A 23,557-nucleotide genomic window follows, 5' to 3' on the forward strand; every position below is an offset into this window, starting at 1 on the left:
CAGGAAAGTTAGAGGAGAGCCGTGGCCGAGCCCACCGGTATCGAGACGCTCGTCGAGGGCGAGCCGGAAGAAATCTCCTCGGAGGAGTTCCCCTCCGAGTACACCACTGAGTCCGCTCCCGCCGACGACGCCGCCGTTCGCCAGCCCATCACCACCGGCAACTCGTACGGCACCGGCCGCCGCAAGCAGGCCATCGCCCGAGTCCGGATCGTGCCGGGCACCGGCAAGTGGACCATCAACGGGCGTTCGCTCGACGCCTACTTCCCGAACAAGGTCCACCAGCAGATCGTCAACGAGCCGTTCGTCGTGCTCGGCGCCGAGGACGCGTTCGACGTCATCGCGCGCATCGACGGCGGCGGCGTGACCGGCCAGGCCGGTGCGCTGCGCATGGGGCTGGCCCGCGCGCTCGCCCTGCTGGACGTCGAGGTCAACCGCCCGCCGCTGAAGAAGGCCGGCTTCCTCACCCGTGACGCCCGCGCCACGGAGCGGAAGAAGTACGGTCTCAAGAAGGCCCGCAAGGCTCCGCAGTACAGCAAGCGCTAGCAGCAGTGTCTCTGGAGCCAGCAGGCGCCTCCTTGAGGGGACGCCTCTTCGGCACCGACGGGGTACGTGGGGTCGCGGGTCGCGACCTCACAGCCGAGCTGGCCATGGATCTGTCCGTGGCCGCGGCGCACGTCCTCGGCGATGCCGGGGCTTTCCACGCCAGCGTCGGGCGGCGCGGCCGCCCGATCGCCGTCGTAGGCCGGGACCCGCGAGCCTCGGGGGAGTTCCTCGAGGCCGCCGTGGTCGCCGGCCTCGCGTCGTCAGGCGTGGACGTGCTCCGGCTCGGCGTGCTGCCCACCCCGGCGGTCGCGTACCTCACCTCAGCGCTGGGGGCTGACCTCGGGGTCATGCTTTCCGCTTCGCACAACCCCGCGCCCGACAACGGGATCAAGTTCTTCACACGTGGCGGGTACAAGCTGCCCGACGCGGTTGAGAACGAGATCGAACGTCGGCTCGGGGAGAAATGGGACCGCCCGATCGGTGCGTCCGTCGGCCGTGTCCGGGACGCGTACGGCGAGGCCGACCGATATGTCTCGCACCTGCTGACCACGCTGCCGCACCGTCTCGACGGTTTGCGCGTCGTCGTCGACTGCGCGCACGGGGCGGCGCACATGGTCGCCCCGGAGGCGCTGCTGCGCGCCGGCGCCGAGGTGGAGACCATCGGGGCGGCTCCGGACGGTCTGAACATCAACGACGGGGCGGGCTCCACCCACCTGGACGCCCTGAAGGAGGTCGTCGTCAAGCGCGGCGCCGACCTCGGGGTCGCCTACGACGGAGACGCGGACCGGTGCCTGGCGGTGACCGGCTCCGGCGAGGAGATCGACGGCGACCAGATCATGGCGATCCTGGCCCTGGCCATGCATGCCGACGGCCGCCTGGCCGGCGACACCGTCGTCGCGACCGTGATGTCCAATCTGGGCTTCAAGATCGCATTGCGGAACGCGGGCCTGACCATGGTGGAGACCGCGGTCGGCGACCGGTACGTCCTGGAGGCCATGCAGGAGGGCGGCTACAACCTGGGCGGTGAGCAGTCGGGCCATGTGATCATGCGTGATCACGCCACCACCGGTGACGGCCTGCTCACCTCGCTCCAACTGATCGCCGAGGTGGCGAGGTCGGGGCGTTCCCTGGCCGAACTGGCCACGGTGATGACCAAGATGCCGCAGGTGCTGGTCAACGTCCGTGACGTGACGAAGTCGAAGGCGTCGGCGCCCGAGCTCCGGGCCGCGGTCGAGAAGGCCGAGGCCGAGCTGGGAGACGCCGGCCGGGTGCTGCTGCGGCCGAGCGGAACCGAGCCCATCATCCGCGTCATGGTCGAGGCCGAGTCGCACGACCGGGCCGCCGCCGTGGCGGACCATCTCGCCCAGGTCGTCCGTACGGTCTGCGGCTGACCGCTCCCACGCGCTGGAGCGAACCAGGGCCGTCCGGATCACCGGGCGGCCCTTCGTCTTCATGCCAGGGCTTCTACCAGGATTGTCCGGTGATGCGTTCGTAGGCCTCGATGTAGCGGGCTCGGGTCGCGTCGACGACCTCCTGGGGGACCTCCGGAGCCGGAGAGGTCCTGTCCCAACCCGTGCCGGTCGCCCAGTCTCGGACGTACTGTTTGTCGAACGCGAACTGGGGGCCGCCCGGCTGCCAGTCGTCCAGCGGCCAGAACCGTGAGGAGTCGGGGGTGAGGACCTCGTCTCCGAGCACGAGCCTGCCGTCGGCGTCCCGGCCGAACTCCAGCTTGGTGTCCGCGATGATGACGCCGCGCCCGCGGGCGATCTCCGCACCGCGCCGGTAGATCTCCATCGTGATCCGGCGGAGCTCCTCGGCGACGTCCGAGCCCTCCTGCTCCATCACATCGTCGAACGTGATGAACTCGTCATGCGCCCCGAGCTGGGCCTTCGTCGTGGGCGTGAAGATCGGTTCGGGAAGCCGCGATCCCTCCACGAGCCCGGCCGGCAGCGGCACGCCGGAAACCGAACCGTCGCGTTCGTACTCCTTCAGCCCCAGGCCCGCCAGGTAGCCGCGGGCGATGCACTCGACCGGGATCATGTCGAGCCTGCGGCACCGTACGGCACGGCCCGCGAACTCCGCCGGCACGTCCGTCGCGGAGATGAAGTGGTTCGGCACGATGTCCGCGAGTTGTTCGAACCACCACAGCGAGAGCCGCGTGAGGACCTTGCCCTTGTCCGGGATGGGCGTAGGCAAGATCACGTCATATACGGACACCCGGTCCGACGCGACGAGGATGATGTCTCCACGATCCTCGTAAACGTCCCGGACCTTCCCCGAATGGATCAGCTTCACTGTTGTGCTTCCTGTGGATCGTCAGATGGTGAGGAGCTTGTGTACGCGGTCGGCGCCGACGGCGAGCAGCAGGGTCGGCAGCCGGGGGCCGGTGTCGCGGCCTACCAGGAGCTTGTAGAGCAGGGCGAAGAACTCGCGCTGAGCCGTCTTCAACTCGGGGGTGGGCTTGGCGTCGGGGGTGAGCCCCGCCTGGATCTTCGGCACGCCGTACACGAGCGTGGTCAGGCCGTCGAGCGACCAGTGCTCGTCGAGACCGTCCAGCAGGATCCGCAGCGACTCGCGTTCGGCCTCGCCGAGCGAGGCGAGCAGGTCGGCGTCGGGGGTCTCGCGAACCTGGGTGCGCTGCTCGGCCGGAACCTGCGTGGTGATCCACCGCTCGGCGCGGTCGAGCCGGGGTCGGACCTCGTCCAGGGAGGTCACCGGGCTGTCCGGGTCCAGGTCGCGCAGGATGCGCAGCGTCTGCTCGTCGTGGCCGGTCGTGATGTCCACGATCGAGGCCAGGGTCCGGTACGACAGGGGCCGCGGCGTGGTCGGGAGGAGGCCGGCGGCGGTGCCGACCGAGCGCTGGTGGGCCGCGAGGTCGGCCGGCTGCGCCGTACCGTCCGTGACCTTCCGGACGAGTGAGTCCCACTCGTCGTACATCCGCTGGACCTCCTGGTCGAACGCGACCTTGAAGGACTGGTTCGGCCGGCGGCGCGCGTACAGCCAGCGAAGCAGCGGCGGCTCCATGATCTCCAGGGCGTCCGACGGGGTCGGCACACCGCCCTTGGAGCTGCTCATCTTGGCCATGCCGGAGATGCCGACGAAGGCGTACATCGGCCCGATGGGCTGGTCGGCCTTGAAGACGTCCCTGACGATCTGCCCGCCGACGACGAAGGACGACCCGGGAGAGGTGTGGTCGACTCCGGAAGGCTCGAAGACGACGCCCTCGTAGGCCCAGCGCATCGGCCAGTCGACCTTCCACACCAGCTTGCCGTGGTTGTGCTCCGACAGCAGCACGGTCTCGGCGTGCCCGCACGCGCAGGTGTAGGACAGCGCGGTGGTGTCGTCGTCGTAGGAGGTGACCGTGGTCAGGTCGCGGTCGCAGGCCGAGCAGTACGGCTTGTAGGGGAAGTAGCCGGTCGCCGCCGAGCCGTCGTCCTCGCCGGCCGCGCCCGACCCCTCCAACGCGGCGGCCTCGTCCGCGTCGGTGATCGGCTTGGCGGCCTTGGGCTTGGTCCGATACTGCGCCAGAATCGCATCGATCCTGCCGCGTTCGCGCATCGCGAGGAGGATCTGCTCCCGGTAGGCGCCGGAGGTGTACATCTGGGTCTGGCTGATGCCCCGGAACTCGACGCCCAGCTCGGCCAGCGCGGCGGCCATCGCCGCCTTGAAGTGCTCCGCCCAGTTCGGGTACGTGCTCCCGGGCGGAGCCGGCACCGCGGTCAGCGGCTTGCCGATGTGCTCGTTCCACGCCTCGTCGATCCCGACGGGGACCTTGCGGAAGCGGTCGAAGTCGTCCCAGGAGATGATGTGCACGCAGTCGTGGCCCCGGCGCCGGATCTCGTCGGCCACCAGGTGCGGGGTCATGACCTCGCGCAGGTTGCCCAGGTGGATCGGCCCGGACGGGCTGAGTCCGGAGGCGCAGACGATTGTTTTGCCCGGCGCACGCCGCTCCGCTTCGGCGATGACCTCATCCGCGAAACGAGAGACCCAGTCGGCCTCGATGCTACGAGCCACTGTCGGCGTGTCCTTCCTAGAAACCTGGCGTATCCGCTCTGACGCCCCAGAATCAATCCATAGCGTAGTCGCCTTTCCCGCCACGGGTTTCCAGCGATGCCGGTGGGACCCTCGTCGCGGTCCTCACTCCCCATGCTCCGCCGGCTGGATCCATCCGAAGCGGTGAGCGTGAAGCACGGCGGGGCGTGCATCGGGGCAGGCGGTTTTCAGACCGCTTGACCATGGGGTGGCAGGCACAGTCACGCTCTCGTAACGAGTCCCGGTTCGAGCCCTCGATTCGTTGATTTATGGCCATATCTGGGTGATGCTGCGCAGCAATGATCAGGGGACGTACGCACAACGTTGCTTCGCCTGTCATCGGTGTTCACGCGGGCCGAACAGGGACGGCCAGAGCTGATCGAGCGGGAGGACGTCAGGGCTACTGGTACGCGGGTTTTTCTTAGGTAGGTCTTTCTGGACGGGCGAACCTCGCCCGAGGCGGCCGGATCGCAAGCACGAGGTATGCGAGTCAAGGAGTTGACTTGAGCATTTCGTTCTTATCCGCCGTGTCCGCCAGGTGGGTGCGGCGGAGGAACCGTGACCGGGGCCGGCGCCCCCGGGCCCGGACGATCTCCGCCCTGACAGCCGGCGCGCTGCTCACCGCGTCTCTCACCGGTGTCATGACGGACGGCGGCGCCTCGGCCGACGCGTCGGCGGTGCCCGCCGCGCCCCGAGTCGTCCCACTCCCGGTTTCGATGACCTCCGGCAAGGCCGGGGATGCCTTCACGCTCGGCTCGGGCGCCCGCATCGTGGTGAACGACGCCTCCGCCGTCGCGGTGGCCGACCAGTTGGCGGCGATCCTGCGTCCGTCGACGGGCTATGCCCTGCCGGTTTCGAAGGGGTCCGCTGTGGCGGGTGACATCTCGCTGGCAGTGGGTGATCCGGGTGTTCCCGATGCCGAGGGCTACCGGCTGGACGTCACGCACAGCGGTGTCGAGATCGTCGCGGCGAACGGGCATGGCCTGTTCAACGGGGTGCAGACGCTGCGGCAACTTTTCCCCGTCTGGGTCGAGAGCAGGACCGTGCGGCCGGCCGGCTGGACCATCCCCGGGGTGAAGATCTCCGACTATCCGCGCTACGAGTACCGGGGCGCGATGCTCGACATCGGCCGGCACTACGAGCCGCCCTCGGTGATCAAGACGTATATCGATGAGATCGCGGCGTACAAGGTGAACACGCTGCACCTGCACCTCAGTGACGACCAGGGTTTCCGCATCGCCATCGACGGCCGCCCCGAGCTCACCGACATCGGCGGGCAGTATTCCGGCGGCACGAGCAAGCCGGGCGACGGCGCCGAGAACGCCGACCCGGGCGGCTACTGGACGCAGGCGGACTACGTCGACGTGGTGAAGTACGCGGCATCGCGCTTCGTCACGATCGTGCCGGAGATCGACCTGCCGGGTCACACCAACGCGATCATCATGTCGTACGCCTCTGACGAGGCACAGGCGTACAAGGACGGCACGATCTACGACCCGAGCGTCAACTGCAGCAACAAGAAGCCGCCGGTCTGGAACCTCAGCAACCAGGTGAACTACAGCGCGCTGTGTCCGGACAGCCCGCTTACCTGGCGGATCGTCACGGACATCGTCGAGCAGCTGTCCGCCCTGACGCCGGGGCCGTACTTCCACATCGGCGGCGACGAGGTCTCGACGAAGCTGCTCTCCCACGACCAGTACCGGGACTTCGTCGCGCGCACAGCGAAGATCGTCAAGGCGCGGGGCAAGTCCGCGATGGGCTGGAACGAGATCGGCGTGGCGCCCTTCGGATCCGATCCGGAGATGCCGCAGGGCGTCGTGCAGTACTGGGGCGTCGCCCCGGCCGGCGCGGGCGGCGACTCGGCGCGGACCGCGGTCCAGAAGGGCATGAAGATCGTCATGTCCCCGGCCAACAAGACCTATCTGGACATGAAGTACACCCCCGGCACGCCGATCGGCACCAGTTGGGCCTGCGTCTGCGACAACGACGTCTTCTACGACTGGGAGCCGAGCACGCTGGTCCCGGAGCGTACGGCCTCCGGCACCACTCTGCCCGCCGTCACCGACGAACACATCATCGGGGTCGAGGCGCCGATCTGGACGGAGACCCTCAAGACCCTCTCCCACATCGAGTTCATGGCCTTCCCCCGGCTCACCGCGATCGCGGAGATCGGCTGGTCTCCGAAGCCCGGACCTGATCAACCCGACCGCTCCCTGGCCTCGTTCAAGGTGCGCGAGGCGGCTCAGGGCGGGCGTTGGCAGGTGAAGGGGCAGAATTTCTACCCCTCAACTCAGGTGCCGTGGGGCCTCGATCTGCTCGCCGGTGACAGGACGCTGAGCGACCGGAACGAGGTCTCCGGCGCGCTGGCGACCCTCGCCGCGCCCGGCAGGGCCCTCGGTGAGCTGTCGGCCACGATTGAGTGGGGCGACGGCACCAGCTCGAAGGGCAGGCTGACCGGCGTCGAGGCCACCGACCGGACCGCCAACGGCCTGTACACGCTCAGCGGAGACCACACCTACCGCGCCAACGGCGAGTACCAGGCGAAGGTAACCGTGTCCGTCGACGGCCGCGACCCCGTCGTCGCCGGTTTCACCGTAACGGCGAGCGGCGTGCCCTCGTGCACGACGACGATCACCGGGACCCGCTCCGGTCCGTTGACCGTCTCTTCGGGTGTCACGTGCCTGGACCGTGCGACGATCTCCGGTCCCGTGACGGTGAGGGCCGGTGCGGGACTGTACGCGTCCCGTTCCCGGCTGACCGGCCCGTTGACGGCGTCCGGTGCCGTCGATGTGCTGCTGTGCGACACCACCGTCTCGGGGCCGCTCTCCCTGGCCGGCGGGGGGCGGGTCTGGCTCGGCAACCGGAACGGCGGCTGCGCACCGGTGAAGATCAACGGCCCGGTGACGGTCACCCGCACGACGGGTCAGGTGACGATCGACGGCGGGGTGGTGAGCGGTCCGCTCCATCTGCGGGACAACAAGGTGTCGGCGGCGCCGAGCGTCGCCGGCAACCGCATCGGCGGCCCGCTGTCATGCGCTGGAAACTCCCCGATGCCGAGCAACGACGGCAGGCCCAACACCGTCTCCGGCCCGAAGACCGGCCAGTGCGCCAAGCTCTGATCCCCACCCCACGTGCGTGATCTCGCGGAAACTCGCAGCGATGCCATTGATCCGCGAGATCACCACGAGGTGGTGGGGTTAGGCGTTCCCCGGTTCGGGGTGGGTGTAGCGGTCACGGCCCGCCCACAGGGCCACGCACGCCTGCGCGAGCGCGAGCCCGGCGGTGAGGACGATGACGAGGGTCCAGGATCCGGTGCCGCCCGCGAGCCGCCCCGCGGCGAGCGGGCCGGCGGCGGCGAGCAGGTAGCCCACCGACTGCGCCATGCCGGACAGCTTGGCGGTCTGCGCGAAGGTACGGGTACGCAGGCCGATGAGGGCGAGGGCGATCACGATGGTGCTTCCGGAACTGATCCCGGCGAGCACCACCCAGACCGGGCTCCAGCCGGGAGCCCACAGCATGCCGGCCATCGCGGCGACCATCGGCGTGCTCATCAGCACGCCGGTCGCGCGCTGGTCGGCCCGGGCGCCCATGATCACGGTCACCGCCAGCCCCGAGACGATGCCGACCGCCTGGAAGAGGAAGAGGTGCCAGCCGGCCGTGCTCGCCGGGACCCCGCGCGCCGTCTGGATCGTGGGCAGCCAGTTGACCAGCAGATAGAACGTCGCGGACTGCAGGCCCAGGAAGAACGTCACCTGCCAGGCGACGGCCGACCTCCAGACCGAGGTCTCCCGCACGGTGGCGACGGCGGGCGCGGCCGTCCCCGCGGACGCCGTACGGGAGCGCGTGCCGCGCATGCGCAGCGCCCAGACCCCGGCGGCCAGCAACGCGGGGACGGCCCACACGGCCAGCGACCACCGCCAGCCGCTCCCGGTCGCGGCGGCGATCGGGACGGCGACGCCCGATGCGAGCGCCGCGAAGCCGGTCATCACGGACGTGTAGAGGCCGGTGACCCGCGAGATCGCGCCGGGATGGTCGCGTTTGACGATCGAGGGGACGAGCACGTTGCCGAGCGCGATCGACGCGCCCACCCCGACGGTGCCGGCCCACAGCCAGGCGTTGCCCGGGAGCGACCGTACGGCGATGCCGGCGGCCAGCGCGACCATCGCCCACAGGACCACGCGTTCGGCCCCGAACCGGCTGCTGGTCCCGTGAGCGAGAGGGGACAGGACGGCGAAGGCGAGCAGCGGCAGCGCGCCGAGGGCGCCGAGGGCGGCGGTGCCGAGGCCGGTGTCGGCGCCGAGCAGGTCCAGGACCGGGCCGACGGAGGTCAGCGGCGGACGCAGGCAACCGGCCACGAGCAGGACGGCCAGGAGTTTCACCGCCGGGTGCACCGCGCTGCGACTTTCCCCGGTGGTGTGCGGTGTCGTGGATGTGCTCGACATGGTCATCCGCGACACTGCCACTCCCATGCATGCGGTTTGTCCAACATCGTAAGCGTCGCCGGAAACGTGGTCGCCGCTCGCCTCGGTCACAGAGCCCGGGATTCGGCATCCTGTTCGAGCCAGGCCTGCAGCGGGTCGACGCTGCCGGTGATCGCCTCGTGGAACCAGGCGAACTGCCGCGAAGTCAGGTAGGCCTCGGCCCTGGTGAGGTCGGGCTCCGGCTCCGGACCGTCGTACAGGTCGCCGATCGACGTGCCGGCGGGCACCACCAGGTTCCCCCGATGATCGCGGATCGGGCCTCGCCAGATGTCCAGCTCGCCGGCCTGGAGCGCGCGGGAGGCCTGGCGGGCGCGCTCCGCGGCCTCCGGTGGCACCACCGCGGCCGGTTCGGTGTTGCGGACCACCCCGTCCCTGGACCGCAGGTAGGCGTGCCGAGCCCGCCATGTCCCGTCCTGGACTGCGCGCACCTCACGGATGTAGAACGGCGCCCAGTCGATGTAGGCCACGTCCAGCACCGCGCTCTGGTGCACCGACCGCAGGTCCCGTCCCATCGACCACAACCCGCGCTCGGAGGCCATCTTGGTGATGGTCGGCATCTCGGTGAGCGTGCCGCCGAAGGTGTCGACGCCGAGGTCGATGAGCTCGGTCACGACCGCCGCCTCCCGCTCGGCCTGATCCTCGGCGAAGTAACTGCCGACCCAGCGGTCGTGGATGATCGCGTCGGGGTTCGCGGTCCGGACGCCGATCGCCCAGGCGTTGACGATCTGCAGGTCCAGCGGCCCGGGGGTGCCGCCGACGGCACCCAGGACACCGGTCTTGGTCATCGCCCCGCACAGCAGCCCCGACACGTACGCGTGCTCGTCGCGGGCCTCACGGAAGGTGCCGAAGTTGGCCGCCAGGTCGACGCCCTGGTTGTGCATGAACCGGGTGCCGGGAAAGCGTTCGGCGACCGGCAGGACCTCGAGCCCACCGCGGGTGTCGCAGGCGAACACCAGGTCGAAGCCGCGCTCGGCGAAGTCGGTGGCCGCAGCCGTGAAGCCCTCGGCCCGGCCGGCGCCGTCGGCCACCTCGGTGTGCACCGCATCGCCGAACTCGGCCTCCACGGCTTTCCTGGCCCGCTCATGGCTGTGCAGCCAGCTGCTGATGCTGTCGCCCACCTTGGCGCGGTGGATCCAGCCGACGCGGACCGGTGAAGAGGTAGTCATGATGTCCTTTGGGTCGTGGTGTCGAATTCCTGGGCCAGCAGCCGTCCGCCGTCGTCGAATACGGCCGAGGCCGAGATTTCGACGACGTCCACGCCGCTGTGGTCGCGCAGCCGCCCTATCGCGGTCTTCAGCTCCGGCCGGGGCGCGACGAGGGTGAACTGGGCGAGGAGTTCCTCGGGCACCAGATCGGCGGCGCGGTCGAGTGTTCCGCCGCCGAACAGCTCCCGCTTGACCGCCTCGACCAGCTTGGCGTCGATGCCCGCGGCCTCGCGGTACTCGTCGCGGAGATTGCCGAGTTCGAGCGCGACGCGGATCAGCCCGTCACGGGTGACCGTCGCGTCGTCGCCGCCGTAGGCGACGCTGAGGCCGATGGTGACCGGCCGGTCCATGCCCGACCGCAGCTCCGCCGTCACCTGCGGCAATAACGCGTGCGGTATGCCGGAGAGCAGCAGTCCGTCGGCATGGCGCAGCGCCATCTGGGCCATCGCCGGGCCTTTGGTGGCCACCCAGGTCTCGGCGCCGGGACACAGCTCCCTGACCGCTCCCAGGGTCTCGCGGACCGCCGCGATCGGCCGCTGCGCGACCGCGCCGCCGCCGGCCAGGATCCGCTCGCCGCCGCGTGCCAGCACCACGAAGGCTCTGCCGCCGGTCAGCTCCCGCAGGGTGCGCAACGCGTTCGCGGTGGTGGCCGGCGTCCGGGTGAACGGGTTCGTCACCAATCCCAGCCGGATCCGCTCGGTGGCGCCGGCCATGGCGCCGAGCATCACCCACTGATCGCGGCCGTCCAGCCCGCGATCGGCGAGGTGGAACCGCCCGAACCCGCACCGGTCGGCGGCCCGTACCCGGTTCGCTCCCGCATCGGTCGGGCTGTCGGCCAGCATCACCCCTGAATGGGCGGTTTTTGCCGTCATGCCGATTCCTTTCGCTCAGCAGGGTCGGCCAGATGACAGGCGACCCGCGTACCGTTGGCCGGCTCACGCATGGCCGGCACCTCAGTCCGGCACCGATCGATCACCAGCGGGCAGCGGTGTTGGAAGGCACAGCCGGCCACGGGGACAGAGGTCGGCGGCTCGTTCAGCGAGAACCGCCGGCGCTCCTCGCGCCGCCGCCGCTGCCGCACCGGATCGGCCACCGGCGTGGCCTCCAACAGCATCCGGGTGTAGGGGTGGCCGGGCCGGCGGAAGACCTCGACCACCGGGCCGATCTCGACGATCCGGCCGCGGAACATCACCGCCAGTTGATCGCTGACGTGCGCCACCACGTCCAGGTCATGGCCGATGAACAGGTAGGACATCCCCAACTCCGCCTGGACATCGGCGAACAGGTTGATCACCTGGGCCTGGGTCGAGACGTCCAGCGCCGCCACCGGTTCGTCGCAGACGATGAGCCGGGTCTGGCTGGCGAGGGCGCGCGCGATCGCGATCCGCTGCTGCTGGCCGCCGGAGAACTCCGCCGGGTAGCGATGCCGATGGTGCGCGGCGATACCCACCATGTCCAACAGTTCGACCACCCGCGCGTCGGCGGCCGCGCCGCGCAGCCCCAGGTGCAGCCGCAACGGCTCGGCGATCGCATCGGCGACGGGGTGTGAGGGGTCCAGCGACGAGCCCGGGTCCTGGAAGACCGCCTGGATCTGCCGCCGCAGCTCCCGCGGCATCCGTGGGGAGGCCGCGCCGTACTCGTGATCGCCGAAGCTGATCGATCCGGTTGTCGGCCGCTGCAGTCCGAGTACGGCGCGGCCGGTGGTCGACTTGCCCGAGCCGGACTCGCCCACCAGACCGAGCGTGCTGCCGGGCGGGATGGTGAACGAGACATCCTCCACCGCCCGGACTACGCCGGCGCGGGTGAACGGCAGGCCTCGATGGGCGAAATGCACGGACAGGTTCCGCACCCGGAGCAACCCGGGATCGACCGACCCCGAGGGCGCGCCGGAGCGCGGCTTCTCATCCGGCGGCGAGGCGGCGGGTTCTGAGGTGTTCACAGCCAAGGGTGCTCCTGTGCTCGCAGGCAGCGTGACCGGTGATCTCCGGTGAGCGTGATGGTCGGGACGGCCGCGGCCGAACAGTCGGTCATGGCGTGGGCGCAGCGCGACTGGAAGCGGCAGCCGTCGGGCCACTGCCCCGGGGCCGGCACCGAGCCGGGAATGGTCGGCAGCCGTCGGCCGGTCAACGCCACGGGCCGGGCACCGAGCAGGCCGTGGGTGTAGGGGTGCGCGGGCGCGCGGAACAACTCCTCGACCGGCGCCTGCTCCACCAGCTCCCCCGCGTAGGCGACGATCGTGCGGTCGCAGGCATCGGCCACCACCCCCAGGTCGTGGGTGACCAGCAGCACGGCCATTCCGAACTCCGCGCGTAGGTCCAAGATCAGATCCAGGACCTGTTCCCGGACGCGTACGTCGAGCGCGGTGACCGGCTCGTCGGCGATCAGCAGCTTGGGACGGCCGGCGATGGCCATCGCGATCATCGCTCGCTGGGCCATTCCACCGGAGAACTCGTGCGGATACTGCCTGGCCCGGCGTGCGGGGTCGGGAACGCCCACCTTCTCCAGCAGGGCGACCGCTTCGGCGCGGGCGGTGCGGGCGCTGTGCCCGGCCAGCCGAAGCGGCTCGGCGATCTGGTCGCCGATCCGCATCGTCGGGTTGAGGCTGGTCTGCGGGTTCTGGAAGACCATCGCCAGGCCGTGTCCGCGGGTCCGCTCCCAGTCCGTCGCCGAGGCGCCGACCAGTTCGGTCCCGGCCAGACGGATGGAGCCGGCGGCGACGCGTCGCTGGTCGTCGAGCAACCCCATCAGCGCCAGGGCGATCGTCGACTTCCCGCAGCCGGACTCGCCGACCAGACCCACCACTTCGCCCTCGGCGATGTCGAAGGAGACATCCGAGACGACCCGCGTCTCACCGGCGGTGACCGTCAGTCCACTCACCCGGAGCAGCGGTTCGGCGTCGTCCGGTTCCCTGGCCGGTTCCGTGGCCGCGGTCGTGGTCGTGGTCGCGGTAGGGGTGGGCTGTGGGACGGTTTCCGCCCGCCGGCGGCGGCCCGGCCGGATGCGGGACATCCGTCGGCCGCGGCCCGGCTTCAACGCGGCCAGCAGCCCGTCACCGACCAGGTTCAGGGCGAGCACGGTGACCGTGATCGCCACCCCCGGCCAGACCACCAGCAGCGTGTCGGCTCCCTGGATGCTGGTGGCGGCCATGGCCAGCAGAGTGCCCCAGCTGACGTCCGGCGGCTGGGCGCCGAGGCCGATGAAACTCAGCGAGGCCTCGATGGTCAGCACCACGCCGCATTGCAGCGCGAGTTGCACCATGATCGGCCCGAGGGCGTTGGGCAGCACGTGCCGTCGTACGAGCTGCCCGGTAGGCACCCCGATCACCTGTGCAGCCGCCAGATAGGTCTCCTCGCGGATGGCGGTGACCGCGTTGCGGCTCACCCGGATGAAGCCGGTGGAGAACACCAGCCCGAGCGCCGCCATCGACGGGCCGAGACCGGTGCCGAGCACCGCGATCACCAGCATCACCAGGACCAGCGCGGGGATGGCGAACACCAGGTCGTTGAGCCGCATCACGATCCGGTCGAGCAACCCACCGCGGAAGCCCGCCAGCAGCCCGATGGGCACACCGACCGCCACCGCGATGCCAACGGCTTCGGCCACGGCGAGCAGCGAGATCCGGGTCGCCACCAGCATCCGGCTGAGTTCGTCCCTGCCCAGTTCGTCGGTGCCGAGCCAATGCTCCCAGCTCGGCCCGCCGAAGGCCTGTAGCAGGTCCTGCCGCTCGGGATCGTGGGGAGCCAACCACGGCGCGAAGACCGCGACCACGACCAGCAGCCCCAGGTAGCCGGCGGCGATCAGCGCCCACCGGTCGGTCCGGAACCGCTGCCAGATCCGGAGCATCTGCCCGGTGGGCGTCGGCTCCTCGGCCGCGGGGGCGGACGCCGAGTCGGCTGCCGGGTCGGCTGCCGGGTCGGACTCAGCTGTGGACATGGCGCTGCTCATGCCTGCCTCGTCTTCGGATTGAGCGCCGACAGGAACAGGTCGACGACCAGGTTCACCAGCACCACGATCACCACCAGGGCCAGGGCCAGTCCCACCAGCAGCGGGACGTCGTGCTGCATGATCGCGTTGCTCATCGCGCCGCCGATGCCCGGCAGCGAGAACACCTGCTCGACGATCAGCGAGGTGCCCAGCATGATCGCCACCCAGAAACCGAGCTGAGTGACCACTGGGCCGGCCGCGTTCCGCAGGGCGTGCCGCTGGACGATCTGCGCCCGTGGCATGCCCTTGGCGTGGGCGGTGCGCACGTAGTCGCTGCCCATCACTTCGGCCATCGAGTTGCGCATCTGCCGTGCCAGCGCGGCCGCCGGGGTCAGTCCGAGCGCGACGGCCGGGAGGATGATGCTGCCCAGCCAGCCGGCCGGATCCACGTCGATCGGGACATAGCCGGTGGCCGGCAACCAGCCCAGCCGCAGCGAGAAGATCGCGACCAGGATCAGTCCGAGCCAGAAGGCCGGAAAGGCGACTCCGATGGAGGCCCCGGTGGTGGCCGCCCGGTCCCAGAGGGTTCGCGGCCGCAGACCGGCCATCACCCCCGCGGGGACTCCCAACAGGCAGGCCACCACCGCACCGGCGACGGTCAGAGACAGCGTCACCGGCAGCCGGTCGGCGATGGTTCCCGCCACCGGTGCACCGTCGATGAGCGAGCGGCCGAGATCACCGCGTACCGCGTCCAGCAGCCAGGAGAGATACTGACTCGGCAAGGGGGCGTCCAGCCCCATTTCCTGGCGCAGCCGAGCCACCTGGGCGGCATCGGCCTGCACTCCGGCCACGGACTCGGCGGCGTCGCCGGGCACCAGGTAGGTGATCCCGAAGATCACCGCCGACATCGCCAGCACGACCAGCGGTAGCGACACCAGCCGTTCGGCAAGGACCTTGCGCATCAGGTCAGCCCTGCCTGCCGACGGTCACGCCGTACACGGGCGGGCCCATGTAGCCACCGGCCCACGGCTGCAGGCCCTTGACATGGTCGGCGTAGGCCACGCCGACCGGGCTCCAGAAGGCCGGGATGACCACGCCTTCCTCGGTCAGGTCGGCCATCATCTCGCCGTACAGCGCCCTGGCCTCGGCCTCGTCGGAGACGCTGGCGGCGGCCGCCTGCTTGGCGAGGTCCAGAGCCTTGGCGTAGGGCTGTCCGGTGGGGTTCATCGAACCGCCCTTGGGCGCCAGGGCGTCGGCGAGCATGGGAGCGTCCGGGACGAATACCGGCACGTACGCCAGGTGGTACTTGCCGGAGAAGACCTCCCGGCCGATCATCTGCGGCGGCGGGGAGACCACCTTCGCCTGGAAGCCCACCGCGTTGAGCATTCCGGCGACGGCCTCGGCCTCCGTCTTGTTCTGCGGGCCCGGCATGGCCGGAATGGTCACCGGCACGTCCTTCACACCGGCCTCGGCCAGCAGCGCGCGGGCCTTGTCCGGGTCATAGGTGTAGGTGAAGGAGGGGTTGTCGACGTGACCGGGGTTGCCGGGAGAGAACAACTGGTCCGACGGGGTCGACATGCCCTTGCGGAACGGGGTGCCCGTCAGGGCCGCTCGGTCGAGCGCGTAACCGACCGCCTGCCGTACCCGCTTGTCGGCGAACGGCCCGCTGGGGTCGACGGTGACGACGCCGATCGGGTCACCGCCCTCGGAGACCGCGGTCGCCACCCCGGCCTGCTTGTAGCTCTCCAGTTCCTGGGCGTCGCCGATCATCGAGGCGTCCACCTGGCCGGTGCGCAGTGCGGCGACCCGCTGCTGCGCAGTGTTGATCAGCACGATCTCCAGCCGCTCCAGCGTCTGCTGGCTGGGGTCCCAGTAGTTCTTGTTCTTGGTGTAGACCCACTTCGAGCCCGGTACGGTGGCCTGCTCGTCCAGCACATAGGCGCCGGCTCCGACCGGTATCCGGCCCAGGTCGGGGGAGTCGAAGGCCTTCGGGCTCACCATCATTCCGGCACCGGTGGTCAGCCCGAAGAGCAGCGCCGGCTGTGGGCCGTCGGTGTTGAGCACCACGGTGGTGTCGTCGGGGGTGTCGATGCTGGTGACGTGGGCCAGCGTGCTGCCGCAGCCGCCGCCGACGGCCTGGCATCGCTCCAGGTTCGCCTTGACCGCGGCCGCGTTCAGGGGCTCTCCGTCGCTGAACTTGAGGCCCGACCGCAGGGTCAGGGTGACATTGTCGGCACTCAGCTTCCACTGGGTGGCCAGCCCCTCGACCACCTTGCCGGTCGGATCGGTGCGCAGCAGCGGATCGTAGACCGGGAACAGGTAGTTCAGTCCCGAGGTGCCGGCGGAGCGCTTGGTGGGGTCGAAGGTGTCGGGAACGGTGAAGGTCGCGAACCGGAGAACCCCACCGGTGGTGTCCGCGGCGTTGGGACGGGTGGTCGGCGACTGCCCGCCACCACAGGCGGCCAGCGTGAGCAGACCGGTCAGGGCGGCGGCTGCGAGGCCTTTGGGACGATGACGCACAGCAGTCTCCTTTCGTTTCGTTTCGTTCGTTTCGTGTTGGGGCTGGTCAGAGCCGGGTCCGTACCGCCCACAGCTCGGGGAAGAACTGGTGTTCCACGATCTTTCGCAGCCAGCCGGAGCCGCTGGTCCCGCCGGTGCCGGGCTTGTAGCCGATGATCCGTTCCACGGTGATCAGGTGCCGGTAGCGCCACTGCTGGAAGCGGTCGGCGATGTCCATCAACGCCTCGCCGAGCTGGTAGAGGTCGTTGCCGGGAGTCGGGTCGCCGTAGACCTCGAACCAGGCCTGCTCCACCGAGTCGTTGGCGGCATAGGCCTGCGACCAGTCCCGATCCAGCGCCTCGGCGTCCACCTTGTGGCCCCGGGCGGCCAGCAGGCCGATGACGTCGTCGTACAGGCTGGGCGCGTGCAGTGCTTCCTCCAGCTCCTGATACACCCCGGCCACACCGCGGTGCGGGTTCAGCAGCGCCCGGACCTTGTTGCCCAGCAGGAACTCCAGGTGCCGGTACATGTAGGACTGGAAGCCCGAGGCGGTGCCGAGGTGGTCCCGGAAGGCGTTGAACTGGGCCGGGGTGAGCGTGCCGAGCACGTCCCAGGTGGAGACCAGCAGTTCCTGGATCCGCACCACCCGGCGGAAGGCCTCGAACGCGCCCGGCAGATGGTCGGCCCGGATGTGCCGCTGTGCGGCCAGCAGCTCGTGCCGCATCAGCTTGAACAGCAGCTCCTTGACCTGGCCCATGATGTAGAAGGCCATCTCGTCGTGGGTGCCGCTGCGGGTCTGCTGCAGGTTCAGCAGCACGTCGATGCTCTCGTAGTCGATGTACGGCGTGCTCCCGCCCGGCAGTTCCAGCAGCGGGGTGCCGCCGGTTCGGGCGACGGTCGCGGACCTGGCTTCGTCCGACGAACGCTCGATCAGCCGGGGTGCGGGGTTGGGGGAACCGGTCATGGTGTCTCCAAGAGGGAAAGGGTGGACGCGCCCACCGGCGTCGCCGGGTCGGTGAGCGCGAAGACGTTGTCGAAGTGGTTCAGCCCGGCCAGTTCGTAGGCCTCGACCCGGTTGCCGGCCGCCGCCATGGCGGCGGCGAAGTCCCGGCTCTGTGCCACGAACTCGCTGGTCTCGATCTCGCCCCAGGCCACCGCCACCCGGGCCGGGGTGCACCGCACCCGGTTCATCGGGCTCAGCCGCCAGGCTTCCCGCTCGGTCAGCCCCAACGGGTCGTTGACGGTGGTGGTGACCAGTGGGCGCAGGTCGTAGACGCCGGAGAGCAGGGTGACCGCGCGCAGCGGCACGCGGCCGTGCAACAGCACGCAGGCCGCCAGGTGCGCGCCGGCCGAGCTGCCGGCGAGCTGGATCCGTTCGGGGTCGATCCCGTACGCGGGCGCGTGGCCGTGTAGCCAGCTGACGGCCCGGCAGACGGCGTCGGTGATCTGGGCCACGGAGGCCGTCGGCGCCAGTGGATAGCCCACCGAGGCGTAGGCCGCGCCGCGGGCGAGCACGGCGTCCGCGGGGAAGCCGGCGTCCTCCTTGCCGAGTTCCTGCCAGTAGCCGCCATGCACGAAGATCAGCAGCGGTGCGGGCCCGGGGGTCTCGGGCAGGAACAGGTCCAGCAGTTCGCCGGGGCCGGGGCCGTAGCGCAGCTCGACCGGCGGATGAGCCGACCGGGTGCGGGCGCTGGCGGTGGCGTAGGCCTCCAGCTCAGCGGCGAGCGAGTCGATCACCGAGCTGGGGGTGTACTCGCGCTCCAGGTCGGCGGCGTCCAGCGACTGCCACGATCTGCTCATCTCAGTACCCCTTTCCTGCCGGGAAGATCTGCTTGACGGAGGTCCGGCTCACCACCACGCCGTCCTTGAACACCACCCGGGCCGCCGGTCGCTCGGCGATCGCCTCCCGCGCTGAGGCGGCCGGCAGGGCGACCAGGTCCGCCCGCGCGCCGACCTCGACACCGGCCGGGGGGAACCCCAGCACCCGCCGTGCCGTAGTGCTGACGGCGCTGACGGCGGTGTCGGCGTCGGCGTGTCCGGCCAGCATCAGCAGCAGCGCCACGTCCAGTGGGTCGCCGTTGCCGAGGGGATTGAAGGGGTCCTGCACGTTGTCCCCGCCGGCGGCGACCAGGCAGCCGGCGCCGCGTAGTACGGCCACCGCGGTCAGGCCCCGGGGGGTGGCCACCGGGTGGCCACGGCCCTGCAGCCACAGATTGGTCGGGGGACAGGCCACCACCGAAATCCCGGCGGCGGCGGCAGCGGCCGCGATCCGGATCTGGGTCTCGGCTTCCTGCATCGCCAGGCTCACACAGTGGCTGGCGGTGACGCCCGTCGAGCGGCGGGCCATGACGAGCCCGGCCAACGCGAGCAGGTCGAGGTCGGTGCGCAGATGCTCATCCATGTGCAGGTCCACCGGGCAGCCCCGCTCGGCGGCCAGATCGAGGCAGTAGCGCATGGCCTCCAACGGGTCGGACTCGCCGTGGGGCACACCGCCGACCACGTCCGCGCCCTCAGCAAGCGCCCGCTCCAGGTCTGCCCGGCCGGTGGCGGCGTCCGGACCGCTGAGCGGTGCGCCCATGGCGACGATCTGGATGTCGACCAGGCCGGCCAGTCGCTCTCGGGCCGCTGCCACGCCGGCCAGCGCGGTGAAGTCGACCCCCGGGCCGCCGACATGGGTCCGGATAGCGGTCGTGCCCCTGGCCAGACCCGCCAGCGCGGCTCGGACCGCTCGCTCCTCGATGTCGCGAGCGCTCAGACCCGCGCGATACCGCCGCCAGCCCCGCACCGCCCCGGAGAGGTCGTCCGTCGGGTTCGCCACCGCCTCGGCGGTGTAGGCCTTGTCCAGGTGGGCGTGCGGCTCGGCGAAGGCCGGCCAGAGCAGATGTCCGGTCAGGGTGATGGCCTCCTCGCCGGGTGACGTCGTCAGTGACCCGGCGGGCACCACCTCGGTGATCAGCCCTTCGGCGACGCGCACATCCACCCGGTCACCGGCGCCGGTGGTCACGTCGAGCAACGCGGTCATCGGGACGGCCAGACGCGGGGACGGCGGGTGGCTTCCGCACGATGGCCGGTGGCTTCGGCTTCGACGAATCCTTCAGAGCGGGCCGTCGCGATGCCGTCGGCGGTCCGCCGTAGGATGGAGCACGGCTTCTGAACGCCCGTCCGTCCCCGGGAGCCGGCGAGCGCTGTGTGAGCGGCCCGCAGCGCCGCGTCGACGAGGTCGCGCGGGGCTTCGGGAAAGATTCCTGCCTGGCTCCCGTCGACGGGCGAAAGCAGCGGAAAGGCCGGTCCCGTCGTCGTGAAGACACCGTTGTGGTAGTGCGCGGGCTTCATGGCCACCATCGTGCAGCCCCTCGCGCATAACGGTCTAATACCACTATTCACCTTATATATATCAATTTCGTTATAGGTGTCATCAAAGTGGCTCGTCCGGAAATCGGGCCATTCTCGGGCAGGCGGCAGCGAGCACCGGCGCTCGTGACGCGCCAGGGCCGGCCGTAGCTCCGCCGGTCAGGCGGGAAAAGCCGAACGGGACCTCTGGTGTCACGAGTGATCGGTCAGGATGCACCCGATGCCAGAAGTCCCGCTGCGTGCTGAAACCCCTCATTCACGAGGGGGGTGTCAAGCGTCCTCCGCCACACAGTCGGCCAGCGCGATGGCGGTACGCCGGCAGTCGTGGTAGGTCGAGTAGAGCGGTGTCGGCGCTATTCGGATGATGTCCGGCTCGCGGGCGTCGGCGACGACCCCGTGCTCGTGGCGCAGCCGCCGGGTCAGTTCCGCGGCGCTCCTGCCGCCCTCGACACGCAGGGAGAGCTGGCAGCCGCGGCGGGAGGGGTCCCGCGGCGTGACCACGGTGATCGGCCGGGTCGCCGTGACCTCGTCGAGCAGGCTCTCCAGGTAGCCGGTGAGCCGCACACTGCGAGCCCGCAGCTCTGCCATGCCGATCCCGTCGAAGAGGTTGAGCGAGGTGCGCACCGGGCCCATGGCGTAGATCGGCGGGTTGGAGATCTGCCAGGCGTCGGCGCTGGCCGGCGGCCGGGAGACCGGCTCCATCTGGAAGCGGGTCTCGGGCTCGGTGCTCCACCAGCCCTCGAACCGCTGAAGCGAGAGGTCGCCGAGGTGCCGCTGGTGGACGAAGACCCCGCCGAGCGCGCCGGGACCGGAGTTGAGGTACTTGTATGAGCACCAGGCGGCGAAGTCCGGCCCCCAATCATGCAGCCGCAACGGGACATTTCCGGCGGCGTGCGCCAAGTCCCATCCGACGATCGCGCCGGCCGCATGTCCGGCCGCGGTGATCGCGGGGATGTCCAGGAGCTCGCCGGTGAGGTAGTTGACCCCGCCGAGCATCACCAGGGCGACCGTGTCGCCCTCGCGCTCCAGGAAGTCGAGCACCGCCTTGCCGTCGCCGAGCCGTACCACCGCCCTGTCGGGATCGAGGCCGTGGAAGCGGGCCTGGCTGCGTACCGCGTAGCTGTCGGAAGGAAACGCGGTGTCCTCGATGACGATCCGGGTGCGCTCACCCCGCGGCCGGTAGAACGACACCATCAGCAGGTGCAGGTTGACCGTCAGCGAGTTCATGACCACGGTCTCTTCGGGCAGTGCGCCGACCAGCCGGGCGGCCGGTCCGGTGAGCTGCTCGTGATACGGCATCCAGGGGCGGTCCGCCTCCAGATGGCCTTCGACGCCGAGCCGGGCCCACGCGGCCAGGTCCTCCAGCAGCTCCTCCTGGGTGGCCCGGGGCTGCAGGCCGAGCGAGTTGCCCGCCATGTAGGCGCTCTCCGGATATTCCCCGCCGTCGGCGGGCGGGATCCGGAAAAGGTGCCGGTGGCCGGGATCCTCGGCGTCGCGTCGCAGTGCGTCCTCTTCGGTCGACTTCAGCGGGCCGTTTCCCAACGGGGCGATCATGTCCGTCTCTCCCTTCACGTGTGAGTTCTGGCCGACTGGAGATCGAGGGCGATGTCGACGATCATGTCTTCCTGCCCGCCGACCATCCCTCGGCGGCCCACTTCGACGAGGATGTCTCGAGTGTCGAGGCCGTAGCGGGCGGCGGCGTCCTCGGCATGGCGCAGGAAGCTGGAGTAGACCCCGGCGTAGCCGAGGGTGAGCGTCTCCCGGTCGACCTGCACGGGACGGCTCTGCAGCGGGCGGACCAGGTCGTCGGCCGCGTCCATCAGCCGGAAGAGGTCACAGCCGTGGTCCCAGCCCATGAGGTCGGCCACGGCGACGAACGCCTCCAGGGGACAGTTGCCCGCTCCGGCGCCCATCCCGGCGAGGGAGGCGTCCACGCGGGTGACACCGTTCTCCACGGCGACCACGGAGTTGGCCACGCCGAGCCCGAGGTTGTGGTGGGCGTGGACCCCGATCTCGGTGCCGGCGTCGAGGACATCGCGGTAGGCGTGGACCCGCTCGCGCATGCCGTCCATCGTGAGCCGTCCGCCGGAGTCGGTGACGTACACGCAACACGCGCCGTACGACTCCATCAGCTTGGCCTGCCGCGCCAGCTCGGCGGGCGGGGCCATGTGCGACATCATGAGGAAGCCCGCGACGTCCATGCCGAGTTCGCGGGCCACTCCGATGTGCTGGGCGGCGATGTCGGCCTCGGTGCAGTGCGTCGCCACCCGCACGGACCGCACACCGAGGGCATGGGCACGGCGCAGGTCGGCGATGGTGCCGATGCCGGGCAGCAGCAGCGTGGTCAGCACCGCCCGCGACATGGCCGAGGCCGCCGCCTCGATCCACTCCTCGTCGAGACACGCTCCCGGGCCGTAGTTGACGCTGCCGCCGGCGAGCCCGTCGCCGTGCGCGATCTCGATCGCGGCGACACCCGCCCGGTCGAGAGCCCCGGCGATCTCCGCGACCTGGTCGGCGGTGTAGCGGTGCCTGATCGCGTGCATGCCGTCCCGCAGGGTCACGTCCTGCACGTAGAGCTTCATCGGGCGGCCAGCCTCTCCGCGACGCGCAGCGCCGCCGACGTCATGATGTCCAGGTTGCCGGCGTACGCGGGCAGGTAGTGCGCGGCGCCCTCGACCTCCAGGAACACCGAGACGAGCAGGCCCGCACCGCCGAGGTCGGCGAGGGGGTCGCCGGCGCGCACCGGACGGAACTGCACCTCCTGCTTGAGCCGGTAACCCGGCACGTACGCGGCGACCCGCGCGACCATCTCCTTCACCGACGCGGTGACGGCGGCCCGGTCGCACTCCTCGACCAGGCAGTACACGGTGTCCCGCATGATCATGGGTGGCTCGGCCGGGTTGAGCACGATGACGGCCTTGCCACGCCGGGCGCCGCCGACGACCTCCAGGGCGCGCGCGGTGGTCTCGGTGAACTCGTCGATGTTGGCCCGAGTGCCCGGGCCCGCCGACTTCGAGGCGATCGAGGCCACGATCTCGGCGTACCGCACGGGAGCCACGTGGGAAACGGCCGCGACGATCGGCACGGTGGCCTGCCCGCCGCAGGTGACCATGTTGACGTTGCCCTCGGACAGGTGGCTGTCGAGGTTGACCGCCGGGACGACGTAGGGGCCGATCGCCGCCGGCGTCAGATCGACCACCCGCTTGCCGTACGGGCGCAGTGCCGCCTCGTTGTGCCGGTGCGCTCCGGCGGACGTCGCGTCCAGCACCACGGACACGTCATCGAAGCACGGGAGCCCGATCAGTCCTTCGACGCCCTCGTGCGTCGTCGCCAGGCCCAGCCGTCCGGCTCTGGCCAGACCGTCGGAGCCGGGATCGATCCCGGCCATCGCCGCGACCTCCAGGGTCTTCGACAACCTGATCACCTTGAACATCAGGTCGGTGCCGATGTTCCCCGATCCGATGATCGCGACCTTGGCCTTGCTCATCGCGTTTCCTCCTCGCCGCGGCAGAACGGGTCGAA

19 protein-coding genes are annotated in these 23,557 nt (G+C 70.3%); 3 read left to right on the forward strand and 16 right to left on the reverse strand.

Features of this window, described 5'->3' with window-relative positions:
• The first annotated feature begins 21 nt into the window (after positions 1-21).
• A complete protein-coding gene (gene rpsI / locus Mth01_RS09535) occupies positions 22-543 on the forward strand; it encodes a 30S ribosomal protein S9 (RefSeq protein ID WP_204014599.1) in 522 nt (173 codons plus the stop codon).
• Positions 544-575: 32 nt separating this feature from the next.
• Positions 576-1,934: a phosphoglucosamine mutase gene (glmM, locus tag Mth01_RS09540; RefSeq protein WP_204014602.1), complete on the forward strand. Its 1,359-nt coding sequence runs from the start codon at positions 576-578 to the stop codon at positions 1,932-1,934.
• Between the two features lie 73 nt (positions 1,935-2,007).
• On the opposite strand, the gene Mth01_RS09545 is transcribed toward glmM, so the two are convergent.
• Both Mth01_RS09545 and lysS read right to left on the reverse strand, forming a co-directional pair.
• Entirely contained in the window at positions 2,008-2,838 is an 831-nt protein-coding gene (locus Mth01_RS09545) for a phosphoribosylaminoimidazolesuccinocarboxamide synthase (RefSeq protein ID WP_204014605.1), read from the reverse strand.
• Between the two features lie 21 nt (positions 2,839-2,859).
• Complete coding sequence (lysS, locus tag Mth01_RS09550) at positions 2,860-4,557, reverse strand: lysine--tRNA ligase (RefSeq protein ID WP_239089498.1); 1,698 nt, start codon at positions 4,555-4,557, stop codon at positions 2,860-2,862.
• 521 nt (positions 4,558-5,078) lie between these two features.
• On the opposite strand from lysS, the gene Mth01_RS09555 reads away from it, so the two are divergent.
• Positions 5,079-7,694, forward strand: coding sequence for a beta-N-acetylhexosaminidase (locus Mth01_RS09555; RefSeq protein ID WP_204014608.1), 2,616 nt, complete (start codon positions 5,079-5,081; stop codon positions 7,692-7,694).
• A gap of 78 nt (positions 7,695-7,772) precedes the next feature.
• Here Mth01_RS09555 and Mth01_RS09560 read toward each other — a convergent pair whose 3' ends face one another.
• From Mth01_RS09560 to Mth01_RS09625, 14 genes are all read right to left on the reverse strand, one after another.
• The gene (locus Mth01_RS09560) at positions 7,773-9,023 is read right to left on the reverse strand and encodes an MFS transporter (RefSeq protein WP_239089508.1); all 1,251 of its coding nucleotides are present in this window, start codon (positions 9,021-9,023) and stop codon (positions 7,773-7,775) included.
• An 80-nt stretch (positions 9,024-9,103) separates the two neighbouring features.
• Positions 9,104-10,222, reverse strand: a complete 1,119-nt coding sequence (locus tag Mth01_RS09565) for a BMP family ABC transporter substrate-binding protein (protein ID WP_204014622.1) — start codon at positions 10,220-10,222, stop codon at positions 9,104-9,106.
• A complete protein-coding gene (locus Mth01_RS09570) occupies positions 10,219-11,133 on the reverse strand; it encodes an LLM class flavin-dependent oxidoreductase (protein WP_204014625.1) in 915 nt (304 codons plus the stop codon). Before Mth01_RS09570 ends, Mth01_RS09565 begins: the two co-directional genes overlap by 4 nt.
• The gene (locus Mth01_RS09575; RefSeq protein WP_204014628.1) at positions 11,130-12,200 is read right to left on the reverse strand and encodes an ABC transporter ATP-binding protein; all 1,071 of its coding nucleotides are present in this window, start codon (positions 12,198-12,200) and stop codon (positions 11,130-11,132) included. The genes Mth01_RS09570 and Mth01_RS09575 overlap by 4 nt, the downstream gene beginning before the upstream one ends.
• Entirely contained in the window at positions 12,197-14,206 is a 2,010-nt protein-coding gene (locus Mth01_RS09580) for a dipeptide/oligopeptide/nickel ABC transporter permease/ATP-binding protein (protein ID WP_204014632.1), read from the reverse strand. The genes Mth01_RS09575 and Mth01_RS09580 overlap by 4 nt, the downstream gene beginning before the upstream one ends.
• On the reverse strand, positions 14,203-15,147 hold the full coding sequence (locus tag Mth01_RS09585; RefSeq protein WP_204014635.1) for an ABC transporter permease: 945 nt from the start codon (positions 15,145-15,147) through the stop codon (positions 14,203-14,205). The genes Mth01_RS09580 and Mth01_RS09585 overlap by 4 nt, the downstream gene beginning before the upstream one ends.
• Positions 15,148-15,151: 4 nt before the next feature.
• The gene (locus Mth01_RS09590) at positions 15,152-16,705 is read right to left on the reverse strand and encodes an ABC transporter substrate-binding protein (protein ID WP_204014638.1); all 1,554 of its coding nucleotides are present in this window, start codon (positions 16,703-16,705) and stop codon (positions 15,152-15,154) included.
• Between the two features lie 46 nt (positions 16,706-16,751).
• On the reverse strand, positions 16,752-17,648 hold the full coding sequence (locus Mth01_RS09595) for a tryptophan 2,3-dioxygenase (RefSeq protein ID WP_204014641.1): 897 nt from the start codon (positions 17,646-17,648) through the stop codon (positions 16,752-16,754).
• Positions 17,645-18,484, reverse strand: coding sequence for an alpha/beta hydrolase (locus Mth01_RS09600; RefSeq protein WP_204014643.1), 840 nt, complete (start codon positions 18,482-18,484; stop codon positions 17,645-17,647). The genes Mth01_RS09595 and Mth01_RS09600 overlap by 4 nt, the downstream gene beginning before the upstream one ends.
• A 1-nt stretch (position 18,485) precedes the next feature.
• Entirely contained in the window at positions 18,486-19,706 is a 1,221-nt protein-coding gene (locus tag Mth01_RS09605; RefSeq protein WP_204014646.1) for an amidohydrolase family protein, read from the reverse strand.
• Positions 19,703-20,017 carry a hypothetical protein gene (locus Mth01_RS09610; RefSeq protein ID WP_204014649.1) on the reverse strand — a complete coding sequence of 105 codons (315 nt, stop codon included), beginning with the start codon at positions 20,015-20,017 and terminating at the stop codon, positions 19,703-19,705. Before Mth01_RS09610 ends, Mth01_RS09605 begins: the two co-directional genes overlap by 4 nt.
• A 288-nt stretch (positions 20,018-20,305) precedes the next feature.
• On the reverse strand, positions 20,306-21,589 hold the full coding sequence (gene kynU / locus Mth01_RS09615; RefSeq protein WP_204014652.1) for a kynureninase: 1,284 nt from the start codon (positions 21,587-21,589) through the stop codon (positions 20,306-20,308).
• 14 nt (positions 21,590-21,603) lie between these two features.
• Positions 21,604-22,617 (reverse strand): 4-hydroxy-2-oxovalerate aldolase, encoded by a 1,014-nt coding sequence (gene dmpG, locus Mth01_RS09620; RefSeq protein ID WP_204014655.1) that lies wholly within the window; start codon positions 22,615-22,617, stop codon positions 21,604-21,606.
• A complete protein-coding gene (locus Mth01_RS09625; RefSeq protein ID WP_204014658.1) occupies positions 22,614-23,522 on the reverse strand; it encodes an acetaldehyde dehydrogenase (acetylating) in 909 nt (302 codons plus the stop codon). Before Mth01_RS09625 ends, dmpG begins: the two co-directional genes overlap by 4 nt.
• Positions 23,523-23,557 lie beyond the last annotated feature (35 nt).

Origin of the sequence: Sphaerimonospora thailandensis (assembly GCF_016863115.1) — a bacterium.
In the GTDB taxonomy this organism is placed as follows: Bacteria; Actinomycetota; Actinomycetes; order Streptosporangiales; family Streptosporangiaceae; genus Sphaerimonospora; species Sphaerimonospora cavernae.

Bases quoted from the DNA above. Each gene is read 5' to 3' on its own strand.
- Mth01_RS09560 (WP_239089508.1), bottom strand. From the start codon at position 9,023: ATGACCATGTCGAGCACATCCACGACACCGCACACCACCGGGGAAAGT.
- Mth01_RS09565 (WP_204014622.1), bottom strand. From the start codon at position 10,222: ATGACTACCTCTTCACCGGTCCGCGTCGGCTGGATCCACCGCGCCAAG.
- Mth01_RS09570 (WP_204014625.1), bottom strand. From the start codon at position 11,133: ATGACGGCAAAAACCGCCCATTCAGGGGTGATGCTGGCCGACAGCCCG.
- Mth01_RS09580 (WP_204014632.1), bottom strand. From the start codon at position 14,206: ATGAGCAGCGCCATGTCCACAGCTGAGTCCGACCCGGCAGCCGACCCG.
- Mth01_RS09585 (WP_204014635.1), bottom strand. From the start codon at position 15,147: ATGCGCAAGGTCCTTGCCGAACGGCTGGTGTCGCTACCGCTGGTCGTG.
- Mth01_RS09595 (WP_204014641.1), bottom strand. From the start codon at position 17,648: ATGACCGGTTCCCCCAACCCCGCACCCCGGCTGATCGAGCGTTCGTCG.
- Mth01_RS09600 (WP_204014643.1), bottom strand. From the start codon at position 18,484: ATGAGCAGATCGTGGCAGTCGCTGGACGCCGCCGACCTGGAGCGCGAG.
- Mth01_RS09605 (WP_204014646.1), bottom strand. From the start codon at position 19,706: ATGACCGCGTTGCTCGACGTGACCACCGGCGCCGGTGACCGGGTGGAT.
- Mth01_RS09610 (WP_204014649.1), bottom strand. From the start codon at position 20,017: ATGAAGCCCGCGCACTACCACAACGGTGTCTTCACGACGACGGGACCG.
- kynU (WP_204014652.1), bottom strand. From the start codon at position 21,589: ATGATCGCCCCGTTGGGAAACGGCCCGCTGAAGTCGACCGAAGAGGAC.
- dmpG (WP_204014655.1), bottom strand. From the start codon at position 22,617: ATGAAGCTCTACGTGCAGGACGTGACCCTGCGGGACGGCATGCACGCG.
- Mth01_RS09625 (WP_204014658.1), bottom strand. From the start codon at position 23,522: ATGAGCAAGGCCAAGGTCGCGATCATCGGATCGGGGAACATCGGCACC.